This is a genomic window from Oerskovia sp. NPDC056781 (assembly GCF_042789955.1).
GTDB classification, from domain to species: Bacteria; Actinomycetota; Actinomycetes; order Actinomycetales; family Cellulomonadaceae; genus Oerskovia; species Oerskovia rustica.
On record NZ_JBHUAD010000089.1, the window covers coordinates 1 to 14,782 of the forward strand.

At 73.2% G+C, this 14,782-nt stretch carries 11 protein-coding genes; 8 read left to right on the top strand and 3 right to left on the bottom strand.

From position 1 onward, the window contains the following. Window positions 1-146 precede the first annotated feature (146 nt). Entirely contained in the window at window positions 147-1,283 is a 1,137-nt protein-coding gene (locus tag ACFRCR_RS09750; RefSeq protein WP_377677120.1) for a GAF domain-containing sensor histidine kinase, read from the top strand. Window positions 1,284-1,465: 182 nt separating this feature from the next. Here the strand turns inward: ACFRCR_RS09750 and ACFRCR_RS09755 are convergent, their stop codons facing one another. Beyond that, window positions 1,466-2,134 carry a response regulator gene (locus tag ACFRCR_RS09755; RefSeq protein ID WP_377677122.1) on the bottom strand — a complete coding sequence of 223 codons (669 nt, stop codon included), beginning with the start codon at window positions 2,132-2,134 and terminating at the stop codon, window positions 1,466-1,468. 142 nt (window positions 2,135-2,276) lie between these two features. On the opposite strand from ACFRCR_RS09755, the gene ACFRCR_RS09760 reads away from it, so the two are divergent. After that, window positions 2,277-3,923, top strand: coding sequence for a bifunctional phosphatase PAP2/diacylglycerol kinase family protein (locus ACFRCR_RS09760; RefSeq protein ID WP_377677124.1), 1,647 nt, complete (start codon window positions 2,277-2,279; stop codon window positions 3,921-3,923). 83 nt (window positions 3,924-4,006) lie between these two features. On the opposite strand, the gene ACFRCR_RS09765 is transcribed toward ACFRCR_RS09760, so the two are convergent. Continuing rightward, a complete protein-coding gene (locus ACFRCR_RS09765) occupies window positions 4,007-4,621 on the bottom strand; it encodes a 1-acyl-sn-glycerol-3-phosphate acyltransferase (protein WP_377677126.1) in 615 nt (204 codons plus the stop codon). 180 nt (window positions 4,622-4,801) lie between these two features. On the opposite strand from ACFRCR_RS09765, the gene ACFRCR_RS09770 reads away from it, so the two are divergent. The 4 genes from ACFRCR_RS09770 to ACFRCR_RS09785 all read left to right on the top strand — a co-directional run bounded on the left by ACFRCR_RS09770 (window position 4,802) and on the right by ACFRCR_RS09785 (window position 7,891). Further along, window positions 4,802-5,278: a hypothetical protein gene (locus ACFRCR_RS09770; protein WP_138826904.1), complete on the top strand. Its 477-nt coding sequence runs from the start codon at window positions 4,802-4,804 to the stop codon at window positions 5,276-5,278. Between the two features lie 191 nt (window positions 5,279-5,469). After that, window positions 5,470-5,784 carry a hypothetical protein gene (locus ACFRCR_RS09775; protein WP_377677128.1) on the top strand — a complete coding sequence of 105 codons (315 nt, stop codon included), beginning with the start codon at window positions 5,470-5,472 and terminating at the stop codon, window positions 5,782-5,784. A gap of 90 nt (window positions 5,785-5,874) precedes the next feature. Beyond that, window positions 5,875-6,873: a cyclase family protein gene (locus ACFRCR_RS09780; protein WP_377677129.1), complete on the top strand. Its 999-nt coding sequence runs from the start codon at window positions 5,875-5,877 to the stop codon at window positions 6,871-6,873. 142 nt (window positions 6,874-7,015) lie between these two features. Next, a complete protein-coding gene (locus ACFRCR_RS09785) occupies window positions 7,016-7,891 on the top strand; it encodes a hypothetical protein (RefSeq protein ID WP_377677131.1) in 876 nt (291 codons plus the stop codon). A 66-nt stretch (window positions 7,892-7,957) separates the two neighbouring features. Here ACFRCR_RS09785 and ACFRCR_RS09790 read toward each other — a convergent pair whose 3' ends face one another. Next, on the bottom strand, window positions 7,958-8,794 hold the full coding sequence (locus tag ACFRCR_RS09790; protein ID WP_377677133.1) for a DUF427 domain-containing protein: 837 nt from the start codon (window positions 8,792-8,794) through the stop codon (window positions 7,958-7,960). A gap of 133 nt (window positions 8,795-8,927) precedes the next feature. On the opposite strand from ACFRCR_RS09790, the gene hrpA reads away from it, so the two are divergent. Next, window positions 8,928-13,796, top strand: coding sequence for an ATP-dependent RNA helicase HrpA (gene hrpA / locus ACFRCR_RS09795; RefSeq protein WP_377677135.1), 4,869 nt, complete (start codon window positions 8,928-8,930; stop codon window positions 13,794-13,796). Between the two features lie 159 nt (window positions 13,797-13,955). Then, a complete protein-coding gene (locus tag ACFRCR_RS09800) occupies window positions 13,956-14,729 on the top strand; it encodes an SDR family oxidoreductase (protein ID WP_377677136.1) in 774 nt (257 codons plus the stop codon). Window positions 14,730-14,782: the final 53 nt, after the last annotated feature.

Sequence of the window (14,782 nt, forward strand, 5' to 3'; positions counted from 1 at the left end):
CCGCCGACCGGCCGGGGACACACCCGGAGCTCACGGAGATCGAGGGGGTAGTCATGGAGTACCTGAAGACCTACCACGCACGAGAGAGCGACGTCCCGGTCCTGCCGAGGCCGGTTCCGGTCCGAACGTCTGACAGACTCACGTGGGTGACCGAGTCTCTTCCTTCTGCCGTCGCGCACCGCGTGCTCGACGCCGTCGTCGCCATCACGAGCAACCTCGACCTCGACACCGTGCTCCGCCGCATCGTCGAGGCCGCGATGGACCTCACCGGCGCCCGGTACGGGGCGCTCGGCGTGCGCGACGGGGACCGCCTCGGCCGGTTCGTGCCGGTCGGCATGAAGGACTCCGAGGTCGAGGCCATCGACCACTGGCCCCACGGGCACGGCCTGCTGGGCGAGGTCATCCGCAACCCGCACCCGCTGCGCGTCGACAAGATCGAGGGCTACCCGGCCGCGTCCGGCTACCCCGCGGGGCACCCGCCCATGCACACGTTCCTCGGCGTCCCCATCCAGGTCCGCGACTCCGTGTACGGCAACCTGTACCTGACCGACAAGCGCGACGGCTCGCCCTTCACGCGCGACGACGAGGCCGCCGTCCGGGCCCTGGCCGCCGCCGCGGGCGTGGCCGTCGACAACGCCCGCCTGTACGAGGACGGGCGCCGCGTCGCCGTGCTCGAGGACCGCGAGCGCATCGCCCGCGACCTGCACGACGTCGTCATCCAGCGCATCTTCGCGTCCGCGATGACCCTCATGAGCACGACCAAGCACATCGAGAACGAGCTCGTGCGCTCGCGCGTCGAGGAGGCCGTCAACGACCTCGACGACACGATCCGCGAGATCCGCTCGACGATCTTCGCGCTCCAGGCCACCACTCCCCCCGAGGCGAGCCTCCAGGAGCGGCTGACCGCGGCGGCCGGCGCCGTGACGTCCGCGCTCGGGTTCTCGCCCTCGATCATCATCGAGAGCGACGACTCGTCGCTCGTGCCCGCCGAGGTCGCGGACCAGCTCGTGGTCGTCGTCGGAGAGGCCCTGACCAACGTGGCCCGCCACGCGCGTGCGTCGCGCGTCGACGTGCGGCTGCGCGTGACCGACGACGCCATCACGCTGTCCGTGGTCGACGACGGGATCGGCTGCGCGGGCGTCGACGCGGGCGACCACCGCGGCGGCCTGCACAACCTCGCGACGCGCGCCGAGGCGCTGCGCGGGACGCTCGCGGTGGGGCCGGCGGAGGCCGCGGAGGCGGGTCGCGGTACCGCGCTCGTGTGGCGGATCCCGAACGCCTGACCGTCAGCCGGCACCAGCTAGGGCCGGAGCATCGCCGACGGTGCTCCGCGGGATGTCCCCCCCAGGGTTGTCGATCATCTGTCGAACACCCCCGAACGCTGCGCGACCCGCGCACCCACGTGCGCCCCGCCGTCGGGCATCACGGTGCTGCTCGACGCCGCGGGACCGCCGCGGCACACCGCTCAGCCGCGCGGGCGGTCCTCCGTGCGCAGCTCGGTCGCGAGGACCGCGACCTGCGTGCGGCGCTGCAGCCCGAGCGTCGCGAGGATGTGCGACACGTAGTTCTTGACGGTCTTCTCCGCGAGGAACAGGCGCTCGCCGATCTGCCGGTTCGTGAGCCCCTCGCCGATGAGGTCGACGATCTGGCGCTCCTGCGGCGACAGCCCCTCGAGGCGGTCGACCTCCTGAGCCTGCGGCGTGCGCAGCCGGTCGAGGATGCGCGCGGTGCTGACCGGGTCGAGCAGCGAGCCGCCGCCCGCGATGGTCCGCACGGCGCCCACGAGGTCCGAGCCGTGGATCTGCTTGAGCACGTAGCCCGAGGCGCCCGCGAGGACGGCCTGGAACAGCGCCTCGTCGTCCGCGAAGGACGTGAGCATGAGGCAACCGATCTCCGGCATCTCGGAGCGCACGTCGCGGCACACCTCGACGCCCGAGCCGTCGGGCAGGCGCACGTCGAGCACGGCCACGTCCGGCCGGACGGCGCGGATGCGCGTCAGCGCGGAGGCGGCGGTCCCCGCCTCGCCGACGACCGTGATGTCGTCCTCGGCCTCGAGGAGGGCGGCGACGCCGCGGCGGACGACCTCGTGGTCGTCGAGCAGGAAGACCCGGATCGGGTCGGGGGTGGTGCCCATAGGGAGAACTTATCGGAGTTGTGTCAGAACGAGGGTGCCGGGCCGCGCGAAGAGGCCCGACGGCGCCGCTCCCCCGGGTGCGCAGGCGCCCTCGGCGTGGCGTGGGTGGGCGGGCGGGGCGGGACCGTCCTACCGTGGCTGGATGTCGTCCGCTCCCGTCCCGCCACCCCAGACCCCGCGACGGAAGCCGCGCTTCACGGGCCTCGTCAAGCCCCACGAGGCGTTCCCGGCCGTCGCCCGCCTCGACCGCCGCATGAACGACCGGACATATCGGCGACAGCTCGGGCCGCGGGCCGACGCGGCCCTCGTGCGCCTGACGACCGCCGCGAACCACAGCGTCCTGTGGATGGGGCTCGGCGCAGGGCTGGCCGCGACCGGCGCGCGCGGGCGCCGCGCCGCGGTGCGGGGGCTCGTGAGCGTCGCCGCCGCGAGCGCGACCGCGAACCTGCTCGGCAAGGGACTGTTCGGCGGCGACCGCCCCTCCGCCGACCCGCTGCCCCTCGTGCGTCGCCTACGCCGTTACCCGACGACGCCGTCCTTCCCCTCGGGCCACTCGGCCACCGCGGGGGCGTTCGCCGCGGGCGTGGCCCTGGAGTGGCCCGCGGCCGGGCTGGTCGTCGCTCCCGTCGCGGGGGCCGTCGTGTACTCACGGCTGCACGTGGGTGCGCACTGGTTCTCGGACGTCGTCGGGGGCGCGGCGCTCGGGGTCGGGCTCGCGGTGCTCGGCCGGTGGCTCGTGCCCTCCCCGCCGGGGCCCGAGCGGGACGTGCCCGCCGGTCCGCCCACGGACGTGCCCGCGCTCCTCGACGGCGAGGGCCTGTTCGTCGTCGTCAACACGGCCGCCGGGTCCGGGCGGATCCTCAAGGAGGACCCGCTCGAGGTCCTGCGCCGCGACCTCCCGAAGGCCCAGGTGCACGTGCTCGCCGAGGGCGACGACCTGCGCGAGATCTACGACCGGGCGGCGCGCGGCGGCGCGTCCGACGGCGACAGCGGGGCCCGCCCCGCCCGAGCGCTCGGGATCAGCGGCGGCGACGGGACCGTCGCGACCGCTGCCGCCGCGGCGCGCGAGCACGACCTCCCGCTCGTGGTCTTCCCGGGTGGCACGCTCAACCACTTCGCCAAGGCGGCCGACCTCACGTCGATGTCCGCGACGGTCGACGCCGTCCGGACCGGGTCGGGCGTGCGCGTCGACGTCGCCGAGCTCCGCGTCGACGGGCACGACCCGATGACGGTCCTCAACACGTTCTCGCTCGGCATCTACCCCGAGCTCGTGTCGCAGCGCGAACGTGCCGAGAAGCGGCTCGGGAAGTGGCCCGCGACGGTCTGGGCCACGGCGCGCGTGCTGCGGGCCGCGGCCCCGCTGAAGGTGTCGGTCGACGGGGTCGTCGGGTCCTACTGGTCCTTCTTCGCGGGGGTCAACCGGTACGTCCCGCAGAACCTCGCCCCCGTCGAGCGCGTCCGGCTCGACGACGGCGTGCTCGACGTCCGCACGGGCCGCGCCGAGAAGCGGTACAGCCGGGCGCGCCTGTTCCTGGAGACGGTCGCGGGCGGCGGCGCGTCGTCGCTCGCCGAGCGGGTCCGGCCCCTCGAACGCCACCTCGCGCTCGACGCCTGGACCACGCCCGACCTGTCGCTCCAGTTCGGCGACGGCACACCGCACGACCCGGTGATCCTCGCGCACGACGGCGAGACGCTCGAGCTCGACGGCGACCGGGTCACCGACGCGACGCTGACCATGGTGCCCGGCGGCCTGCGGGTCTACGCGCCGACGGACCCGGCGGCGGGCTGAGGGCGCCGTGAGGCGCGCTGGTGCGCCCGGCGTGCGCTGCGCCGTCGGGCAGGCGACCAGCGGGCCCGACGACGCCGCGTCCGTCAGGCGGTCCGGTCGGCTCCTCCGGTGGCCCCGTCCGGCGCGGGACGGTCCTCCTCGCGCAGGCGCGGCTCGGTACGGCGCGACGGGTCGAACCCGGCCTTGTCCGCGTAGAACGCGCGCACCCGGTCCATGTCGGCACGCACGTCACCCGTGAGGTCGAGCGTGGGGCCGAGGCCCGCCGTCATGGTCGTGCGGTCCACGTAGCCGAGCGTCACGGGCATGCCCGTCTCGCGCGCGATCCGGTAGAAGCCCGACTTCCAGTACTCGCCCTTGCTGCGCGTGCCCTCGGGTGTGATGACGAGCGAGAACACCTCGCCGCTGCGTACGCGCGACACGATGTCGTCGACGACGCGGCTCGGGTCCGTCCGGTCCACGGGGATACCGCCGAGCGCCCGCGCGAACGGCCCCATGACGCCCTTGAACAGCGTGTGCTTGCCGAGCCAGCGGACCCTGACGCCCACGCTCGTCGAGATCGCGAGCATGAGCACGAAATCCCAGTTGGACGTGTGCGGGGCGCCGATGAGGATGCCGGGCCGGTCGGTCGGGGGCTGCTCGGTGCGCAACGTCCACCTGCTCACGGCCCAGTAGGCGCGCGCCAGGGCGCGGCGGATCATCGGGTCGCCTCGAGGGCGGGGGCTACGGGGTGGGGCACGACGGCAACGCTACCCGCGCGGACGCGCCGCGGTGACCGAGGTGGCCGCGCCGCATGCCTCCCCTCGACTGTGGGCGAAATCTCCACCAACTGTCCATGTCCTCCCTGTCTTTTCCCAGGTTCGCCGTGCAGACTTCTCGACATGACGTCGCCGAAGACATCAGGACCAGCCGCCCGGCTCGCCGCCGCCAGCTTCCTCGCCCTTGCGATGATGCTGCCGCTGAGCGCGACCGCATCGGCCGCAGAGGTCACCCAGTTCCTCGAGGACACCCAGTGTCAGGTCGACTCGATCGGCGAGGACCTCGAGAAGGCAGCGACCCAGCTCTCCACCCTCCCTGCCGGCCTGCGCAGCGAGGTCGAGGACGCCGTCGGGAACGCCCAGGCCGCGACCGACGAGGCCAACGCCGCGCTCGCCCAGGCGGCCACCGACCAGTTCGGCGACGGCCGGGCGGTCATCGCCCTCACCGACGCACAGGTCGCGCTCGACGCCGCCTCGGCCCAGCTCCGCTACGTCGCCGACAAGACCGTGGCCCAGGGAGCCGACGTCGGCTCCACGCTGCGCGACGTGCAGAACACCATCGACCACCTCCGCGGCGAGACGAGCCGCGCAGCGTCCTGACCGCTCGACCGGCCGCGTTCTCCGAGCCTGACGAGGACCTGCGTCTCGTTTTTCACCCGCATGGGGAGAAATCCCCCTGTGCAGCGGTGCCGTTCTCCTCCAGAATGAGCACCGCACTTCGTGGCGCCCGCCGCCACGATCCCCCACGCACCCGACAAGGATCGGGTGCGCGAGAGAAACGAGAAACCCCCATGACCACCCCTTACGGGTCCCCGCAGGCCCCGCAGTCCGCTCCCGCCCCGCAGTACTACGGCGCCCCCGTCGAGGACCCGGGCAAGACGCTCGGCATCGTCGGCTTCGTGCTTGCTTTCGTCTTCGCGATCGCAGGCATCGTCGTCAGCGCGATCGCCCGGAAGAAGTCCCGTGAGGCCGGTTTCGACAACCAGCTCGCCAAGTGGGGCCTCATCCTGAGCATCGTCTTCACGGTGATCGGCACGATCGGCTGGATCCTCTACATCGTCCTGATCGTCGCCGTGGCCTCGTCGGGCGAGCTCAGCTCGTACTGACCTCCCGTCGCCACGAGGCCGTCGCCCCTTTCCGGGCGGCGGCCTCGCTGCGTCTTCCCGAGGGCCCGCCCGCGGTGCGACACTCCGGTGATGACCGACCAGCGCGCGCACTTCGACGCCTACGTGACCTTCGCCAACGGCGGCAGCCTCCGCGCGGAGGGTTTCCGCCTCGACGTCCCGTCGGGCGACCTCCGGCCCGACGACGTCGCTCGACTCCTCGTCCGCCACCTGGGCCTCGCACTGGTCGGGTCGGTCGAGATCACGGGGCTGACGATCGTCGAGGAACCGCACGTGGGGAGCCGGGGGGTGGGCGAGGGCGACCGTGTCGCCGCCGAGGGTGACAGCCCGGGCGCCCAGGGTGACGGCCCGGGTGCCCGGTCTCCCCGCGCGACGCGGCTCGTCGACCTGAGCCACACCGTGCGCGAGGGGCTCGTGACCTACCCGGGCCTGCCCGCACCGACCATCACCCCTTTCCTGACGCGCGCCGACTCCGTCGCGAAGTACGCGCCCGGCACGCAGTTCGCGATGGACGTGCTGACGATGATCGGCAACACCGGGACCTACCTCGACAGCCCCTTCCACCGGTACGACGGCGGGACCGACCTGTCCGGGCTCGAGCTCGAGACCCTCGTCGGGCTGCCCGCCGAGCTGTTCCGGCTGAGCGAGACCGTCGACCCCTCGCGGGGCGGTGCGCGCGGGATCGGTGCCGAGGTCTTCGGCGACCGCGACCTCGCCGGGAGCGCGGTCCTGCTCCAGACCGGGTGGGACCGGCACTTCGGCACCCCGGCCTACGGCGAGCCCGCGCCGTTCCTCACGGAGGCCGGTGCGCAGCACCTCGTCGACGCCGGCGTGACGCTCGTCGGGATCGACTCGTTGAACATCGACGACACCGACCCCGTGACGTCCGGCGGGGCGCGGCCCGCCCACTCGCTGCTCCTCGCGGCGGGGATCCACGTCGTCGAGCACCTGACGAACCTGGGCGACGTGCCGCCGCGCGGTGCGCGGTTCACGGCCGTGCCGCCCAAGGTGAAGGGGTTCGGCACGTTCCCGGTGCGGGCGTTCGCGGAGGTCCCCACCCGCCGAGGGTGACCGTGTCGGGTGCCGACGGTGACTGCACGGTCACCCTCGGCGTGCCAGTCAGTCACCCTCGGCGCGCTCGTACGTCACCCTCGGCGAACCGGTCCGTCACCCTCGGCGGTCGTGTCCGTCACCCTCGTCGTAGGCTCGGCGCATGTCCGACGACCTGAGCCCCGCCCACGACGTCCTCCCGTTCGGCCGTGCCCCACGCCCGGACACCGGCCCCGCGCTCGCCGACCGGCTGCGTGAGGTCATGACCAAGAACCTGGGCGACCACGCCACGGGGCTCGACCGTGTCCGCATCGACGCCGCGACCGTCCCCGGCAGCCCCGACGTCCAGAGCCTCGACGTCGACGTGACCGGGCTCGTCGTTCGCGCGATGGGCGCCGCGGACGCGCCCGACCCGGCCGAGAACGTCGAGCACGTGACCGCGCGCGAGCAGGCCGTGGCCCGGACGATCCGCGCCCAGGGCCACCCGGTCACACTCGCCGGCGTCGCCGTCGACCTCGATGCCGAGATCCGCGACCTGCGCTTCACCTGGGTCGAAGGGGCGGACGGGTCGCTCTCGATCGAGGAGTCCGGCCAGAGCACCGAGCACCCCGTGAGCGGTCACCTGCGCGCCGCGGCGAGCCGCGACGCGCTCGTCACCACGGCCCGCGAGCTCGCGACCAAGGCCCTCGCGGACCAGGGCTTCACGCTCACGTCGCTCGACGTGGACCTCGCGTCCCGTGGCCCGCGCGCCGCGTCGATCGTGGCGTCGGCGAAGATCCGCAAGGGCTTCCTGTCCGCGAGCGCCCAGATCACGGCGACCGCGTCGATCGACCAGGCCATGGTCCTCACCCTGACCGACGTGGGCGCATCGAGCCGCAACCCGGTCGTCGCCGCCCTCCTGCTGGCCGTTCGCGGAAAGCTCGAGGAGGTCGACGGCAAGCGCATCGACCTCGCATCGTCGCTGCCGCCGGGCGTCACGCTCTCGGACGTCCGGCTCGACGTCGGCGAGCAGCTCGTCCTGAGCGTCCGGGTGGGCTGAGATTGGGCGGGCTCGCCGACCAGCCGTGGTCGGCTCCGGGCGGGGAGCCACCCGAGGCGGCTCAAGTCAGCGGCGCCCGCGGGGGAAGAACAGGCTCTCGGGGCGTGGCATCCGGGTGCCGTCGAGCGTGAGGTCGGTCCGCTCGCACCAGAACGCGACGTACCCGCGCACCCTCTCGCCGTCCGACAGCGGGTCCTCGTAGCTCCAGCCGATGTCGGCGCCGTCGGGGTCGCCCGACGCGAGCGACCAGTAGCGGGCGTGCCCCTTGTAGGCGCAGTCGCTCGTCGTCGGGCTCGGCGTCAGGGCCTCCCACCGCACGTCCTCGCGGGGGACGTACCAGCGCAGCGGCAGGTAGGTCTCGGTCAGCGCCATGGCCCGGTCGCTGTCGGCGAGCACCGCGCCGCCCAGGGAGACGACGACGTGGCGCGAGCTGGGTACGACGTCGACCCGCTTGAAGGGGTCGCGCGGGTGAGCGGCCAGACGCTGGTCCTCGGCGAACCAGTCGAACGCCTGGAAGTCGACCAGGACGTCGCCCGCGAGACCCTCGTCGTCGGGACGGAAGAACGGGGCGCTCGGGCCGTCCGCGGCGGCGACCGCTCCCTCGAACCACATCTCGGTCCCCGGGCAGGTGTGTCGTTCGAAGTGCAACGGGTGCGGGATGAGGCCGTGCCGCACCTGCCCGTCGCGATGCTCGCCCTCGACGAGGGGCACACGCACGTCCACCGCGTGGACCGCGTACACGGGCAGCAGCCGCCATGGCTCCCAGACGAGACGGGCCGACGTCGAGCGGAGCACGACGTCCTGCGGGTCCTCTCGCCGCACCGCCCGGATCTCCTGGGCCGCGGGGAACCACCGCAGCTGATCGAGCTCCAGCCGCCAGCGTTCGACCCAGGACGTGGCCATGTCCTCAGGGTGCGCCCGTGGCGGGGCGGCCGCAAGGCCCGGGTCTGGCGCCCGCGCACCGCGGACAGACCCGCGACGTCCACGACGCCCGCGAGGCAATTGAGGTTGCGACCCCTTGAGAGAATGGTTGGTCGTGAGCACCGAACCGCACGGCCCTGCACGGCCCGCCTTGGACGAGAACCAGGTCAGGACCGCGGACAGCCCTGCGAGCACCCCCGCCGGCGAGCCCGTTGGCGAGCCCGGCGGTGCGCAGCGGGAGCGCTCGGGGCAGCGCCGCCGACGCGGCGGTCGTGGACGGGCAAAGCCCCAGGTCACCGACCAGAGCGCCGCCCCGGGGTCGGCCCCCGCCACCGGCCGCCCGGTGGGCTCCGCACCGGGCACGGACCGGCCCCGAGCCCAGGGCGCGAAGACACCCGAGGGTGGGAAGACGTCGAGGGGCGAGCGTCCGCCGTCGGGCATCGAGCAGCGCTCCTCGAAGCGTGGCGGCCAGCGCGGCGCCCGCCGCCAGCAGGTGAACCCCGCCCAGCTCGCGCGCGCCGCCGAGCGGCGTGCGCAGGTCGTCGTGCCGCGCATCACGTACCCCGAGCAGCTCCCCGTCTCGGCGCGGCGCGAGGACATCGCGAAGGCGATCGCGGAGAACCAGGTCGTGATCGTCGCGGGCGAGACGGGCTCGGGGAAGACGACGCAGCTCCCCAAGATCGCGCTCGAGCTCGGCCGCGGCCGCAAGGGCCAGATCGGGCACACGCAGCCGCGACGCATCGCGGCGCGCACGGTCGCGGAGCGCATCGCCGAGGAGATCGGCACGCCGCTCGGCGAGATCGTCGGCTACCAGGTCCGGTTCACCGACCAGTCGAGCGACCAGACCCTCGTCAAGGTCATGACCGACGGGATCCTGCTCGCGCAGATCCAGCGCGACCCGCAGCTCCTCGCGTACGACACGCTCATCATCGACGAGGCGCACGAGCGCTCGCTCAACATCGACTTCCTGCTCGGGTACCTCACGCGGCTCCTGCCGCAGCGCCCCGACCTCAAGGTCATCATCACGTCGGCGACGATCGACTCGCAGCGGTTCGCGCGGCACTTCGCGCCGGGCGGCCCGCTCCCGCCGCTCACGGCCGACGAGCTGGCCGCGGCCGAGCCGACGGACGAGGGGCCCGACGGCGACGCTCACGTTCCCGAGACGGCTCCCGTCATCGAGGTCACGGGTCGCACGTTCCCCGTGGAGATCCGGTACCGGCCGCTGTCGCCCGATGTCGACCCGGAGTCGGGCAAGGCCAAGCGCGCCCCCGCGAAGGGCGCACAGGAGAAGGACCTCGTCACGGGCATCGTCGACGCCGTCACCGAGCTCATGGCCGAGGGCCCGGGCGACGTCCTGGTGTTCCTGTCGGGCGAGCGCGAGATCCACGACACGGCCGACGCGCTCGAGTCCCGCCTGGGCGAGCGCACGCGCGACGCCAAGCGCCCCGACTTCGTCGAGATCCTGCCGCTCTACGCGCGCCTGTCCTCGGCCGAGCAGCACCGCGTGTTCCAGGCGCACTCCTCGCGCCGCGTCGTGCTCGCGACCAACGTCGCCGAGACGTCGCTGACGGTCCCGGGCATCCACTACGTCGTCGACCCCGGCACGGCCCGCATCTCGCGCTACTCCAAGGCGACCAAGGTGCAGCGCCTGCCGATCGAGCCCATCGCGCAGGCCAGCGCCAACCAGCGCTCGGGGCGCTCGGGCCGCGTCGCGGACGGCATCGCGATCCGCCTGTACTCCGAGGAGGACTTCGCTTCGCGCCCCGAGTTCACCGAGCCGGAGATCCTGCGCACGTCGCTCGCGTCGGTCCTGCTGCAGATGATCTCGGTGGGCGTGGTCTCCTCGCCCGACGACGTCGCGCGCTTCCCGTTCGTCGAGCCCCCGGACACGCGCTCGATCCGCGACGGCGTGCAGCTCCTGACCGAGCTCGGCGCGCTCGAGACCGTGGCGGAGCCTGCCGGTCGCAGCGGCGCCGACAAGGACGCACAGCCCGGTCGCGCCGTCACGCGCCTGACCGAGATCGGCCGCGTCCTCGCCCAGCTCCCCATGGACCCGCGCCTGGCCCGCATGATCTGGGAGGGATCGCGCCGCGGCGTCGCGCGCGAGGTCGCGATCATCGCGGCCGTCATGTCCATCCAGGACCCGCGCGAGCGCCCCGCCGAGTACCGCGCCCAGGCCGACCAGCTCCACGCCCGCTTCGCCGACCCCCGCTCCGACTTCCTCACCTACCTCAACCTGTGGGAGTACGTGCGCGAGCAGCAGCACGAGCTGTCGTCGTCGGCGTTCCGGCGTCTGTGCAAGGCCGAGTACATCAACTTCCTGCGCGTGCGCGAGTGGCAGGACGTCGTCGCGCAGCTCCGTGAGATGAGCAAGCCCCTCGGCATCGACATGTCCTACACGCCCCGCACCCGGGGCGACGCGAGCGCGAAGGGCGCTGCGCCGTCGGGCACCACGATCGCCGAGGCGACCGACCAGCCCGTCGAGCGCCGCCTCACCTGGGACGACGACACCATCCACCAGTCCCTCCTCGCCGGGCTGCTCTCGCAGATCGGCATGCAGGAGGCGACCGAGGTCAAGGCGTCGTCCGTCGCGCACCTGCGCGGCCCGCAGAAGGAGCTCGCCATGAAGCGGGCCAAGAAGCAGGCCCGCAACGAGTACCTGGGGGCGCGCGGCGCACGCTTCGCGATCTTCCCCGGCTCTCCCCTGTCGAAGAAGCCCCCCGTGTGGGTCATGGCGGGCGAGCTCGTCGAGACCAGCCGCCTGTGGGGCCGTGACGTCGCGAAGATCCAGCCCGAGTGGGCCGAGGAGCTCGCGACGCACCTGGTCAAGCGCACCTATTCCGAGCCGCACTGGTCCACCAAGCAGGGCGCTGCGCAGGCCAAGGAGAAGGTCCTGCTCTACGGCGTACCCATCGTGGCCGACCGCACCGTGCTCTACGGCAAGGTCGATCCCGAGGCCGCGCGCGAGATGTTCGTCCGCCACGCCCTCGTCCAGGGCGAGTGGACCACGCACCACCAGTTCTTCCACGAGAACCGCCGGCTGCTCGAGGAGGCCGAGGAGCTCGAGGCCCGCTCACGCCAGCGCGGCCTCGTCGTCGACGACGACGTCCTCTTCGCCTTCTACGACGAGCGCATCCCCGACGACGTCGTCTCGGCCCGCCACTTCGACACCTGGTGGAAGTCCGCCAGGCGCCACGACCCCGACCTGCTCACGTTCACGCTCGAACAGCTCGTGCCCGACGCCGAGTCCGTCGACACCTCGCTGTTCCCCGAGACCTGGGTCCAAGGCGACCTCACGCTTCCCCTGACCTACCAGTTCCAGCCAGGTACAGACGCCGATGGCGTGACCGTACACCTCCCCGTCAGCGTGCTGAACCGTGTCGTCCCCGACGGCTTCGACTGGATGGTCCCCGGCCTCCTCGACGAGCTCGCGACCGCGACCATCCGCTCGCTGCCCAAGCCCGTGCGCGTCCAGCTCGTCCCCGCCCCCGACGTCGCGCGCGACGTCGTCGCCTGGCTCGGGGAGAACACCCCCGCCTGGGAGGACGTCACCCGCGCGGGAGACATGGCCGAGCCCTTCCACGTCGCGTTCACGCGCGCCGTCCGCGCCCTGCGCGACGTCGTCATCCCTGACGACGCCTGGGACGACGCCCGCACCGAACGCCTCCCCGCCCACCTGCGCATGACGTTCCGCGTCATCGAGGAACGCCGTGGAGGCGAGGTCGTGCTCGACGAGTCCAAGGACCTCGTCTCGCTCCAACGACGCCTCGCGCCCCAGGCGCAGGCGGCGGTGCGGGCAGCGGTCAAGGGGGCGGTCGGTGCGGCGTTGCGCGAGGCTGCGGCCGGGGCGGAGGGGGAGGCGGGATCGGCACTCGGTCTTCCCGGGTCTGCTCGTTCCTCGCAGACCCCCGCCAGGCCCACCACGACCTTCGCCACCGACCCCGCCTCCCCCTCCTCCGCTTCCGGGTCGCCTCGCCCCGGTGAGGGCGCAGGGGGTGCTGGTGCTTCGGGTGTGCCCGACAGCGGCGCTCCGTCCGTCGTCGTCGCCGAGGCGACCGGGCTCACCACGTGGCCCACGGGGCTTCCTGACGGCGTGCTGCCCGAGGTCGTGTCCACGCCCGCCGGAGGCGGCATGGTGGTGCGCGGGTACCCCGCGCTCGTCGAGGAGGTCGACGCGAAGGGCAAGCCGTCGGTCGCGCTCCGGGTGCTCGCCGACCGCTCGACGCAGGACCGCGAGCACGCGCGCGGCGTCCGGCGGCTGCTGCTCGGCGAGACGGCCCTGCAGAGCGCGCGGGTCACGAGCCGCTGGACCGGGACGCAGTCCCTGACGATGGCCGCGAGCCCGTACCGGAACACCGAGGCGCTCGTCGCCGACCTCCAGCTCGCAGCCGTCATCGCACTCACGTCCGGTGCCGAGACCTCGCAGTACGGCCCGCTGCCGAACGCTGTGCAGATCCGGAGTGCTGATGCGTACGTCGCCGCGCGGGAGCTCGTGAAGCGGCACCTCGAGAACGAGGTGCACCAGATCGTCGGGCACGTCGTCGCCGCTCTCACGGCCGCACGGAACCTGGACGGCGAGATCCGCTCGGCCAACAGCCTCGCCCTGCTCAACACGCTCCAGGACGTCCGCGACCAGGTCGCCGGGCTCCTGGGCGTGGGCTTCGTGTCCCGCACCCCGGCCCACCGCCTGCCGCACCTGACCCGCTACCTGCGGGCGGCGTCGTACCGGATCGAGAAGGCCGCGACCAACCCGCACCGCGACGCCGAGCTCGCCTGGCGCGTGCACGACGTCGAGGAGGCGTACGCCAAGGCGCGCGCCGCCTACGCCGCCGGCCCGGCCGACGCGGCCCGCCTCGCCGAGCTCGACGAGGCGCGCTGGCTCATCGAGGAGTTCCGGGTCTCGCTGTTCGCGCAGCAGCTCGGGACCGACGGGCCCGTGAGCGAGAAACGCATCCGGAAGGTGCTCGCGCCGGGCGGCTGGTAGGCGGTCGCCCGGCAGGTGGGCGACCAAGGGCCGAGCGCGGGACCTTCGTCACGATCACCGCGTCGGAGGTCCCATGCGCCCGTTTTCCACGGTTCTGCGGCCTAGCCTGAAGGGGACGGCCAGGAAGAGCTGGCCGCACCTGCTGCTCTGGAGGGCATCATGCGCACCGTCGTCGTCACCGGAACCGCCTCGGGCATCGGCAAGGCCCTCAAGGGGATGCTGGAGGCCGACGGCCACCGCGTCATCGGCGTCGACCTGCGCGACGCCGACGTCACGGTCGACCTCACCACCGCCGCGGGCCGCACCGGGCTCGTCGAGCAGGTCACCGCGCTCAGCGGCGGCACGATCGACGCGGTCGTCGCCAACGCGGGCCTGTCGAACGGCAGCCCGGCGACGCTCGCGGTCAACTACTTCGGCGCCCTGGCGACGCTCGAGGGCCTGCGCCCGCTCCTGGCCGGGTCCGACGCCCCGCGCGCGGCCGTGACGTGCTCCATGGCGAGCCTCCTGCCGGTCGACGACCAGCTCGTCGACCTCACGCTCGCGGGTGACGAGTCCGCTGCACTGGCACGCGCCGCCGAGCTCGCCGCAGCCGGGACGGGCGACATCATCTACGGCAGCAGCAAGGCAGCGGTCGCGCACTGGCTGCGCCGCGTCGCGCCGAGCGCGGACTGGGCCGGGGCCGGGATCCCCCTCAACGCGATCGGCCCGGGCATCGTCCAGACCGGTATGACGGCGGAGATGCTCGCGACCGAGGAGTCGACCAAGGCCGTCGAGTCACACGTCCCCATGCCGCTCGGCGGGATCATGGGTCCCGAGGTTCCCGCGAACCTCCTGCGTTTCCTCGTCTCCCCGGAGAACAGCCACATGTGCGGGCAGGTCGTCTTCGTCGACGGCGGTTCGGACGTGGTCATCCGGGGCGACAAGGTCTGGTGACCTGACCGGCTCATCTCGGGAAGGCGGCCCGACGGCGTCACGCGCGTGACGTC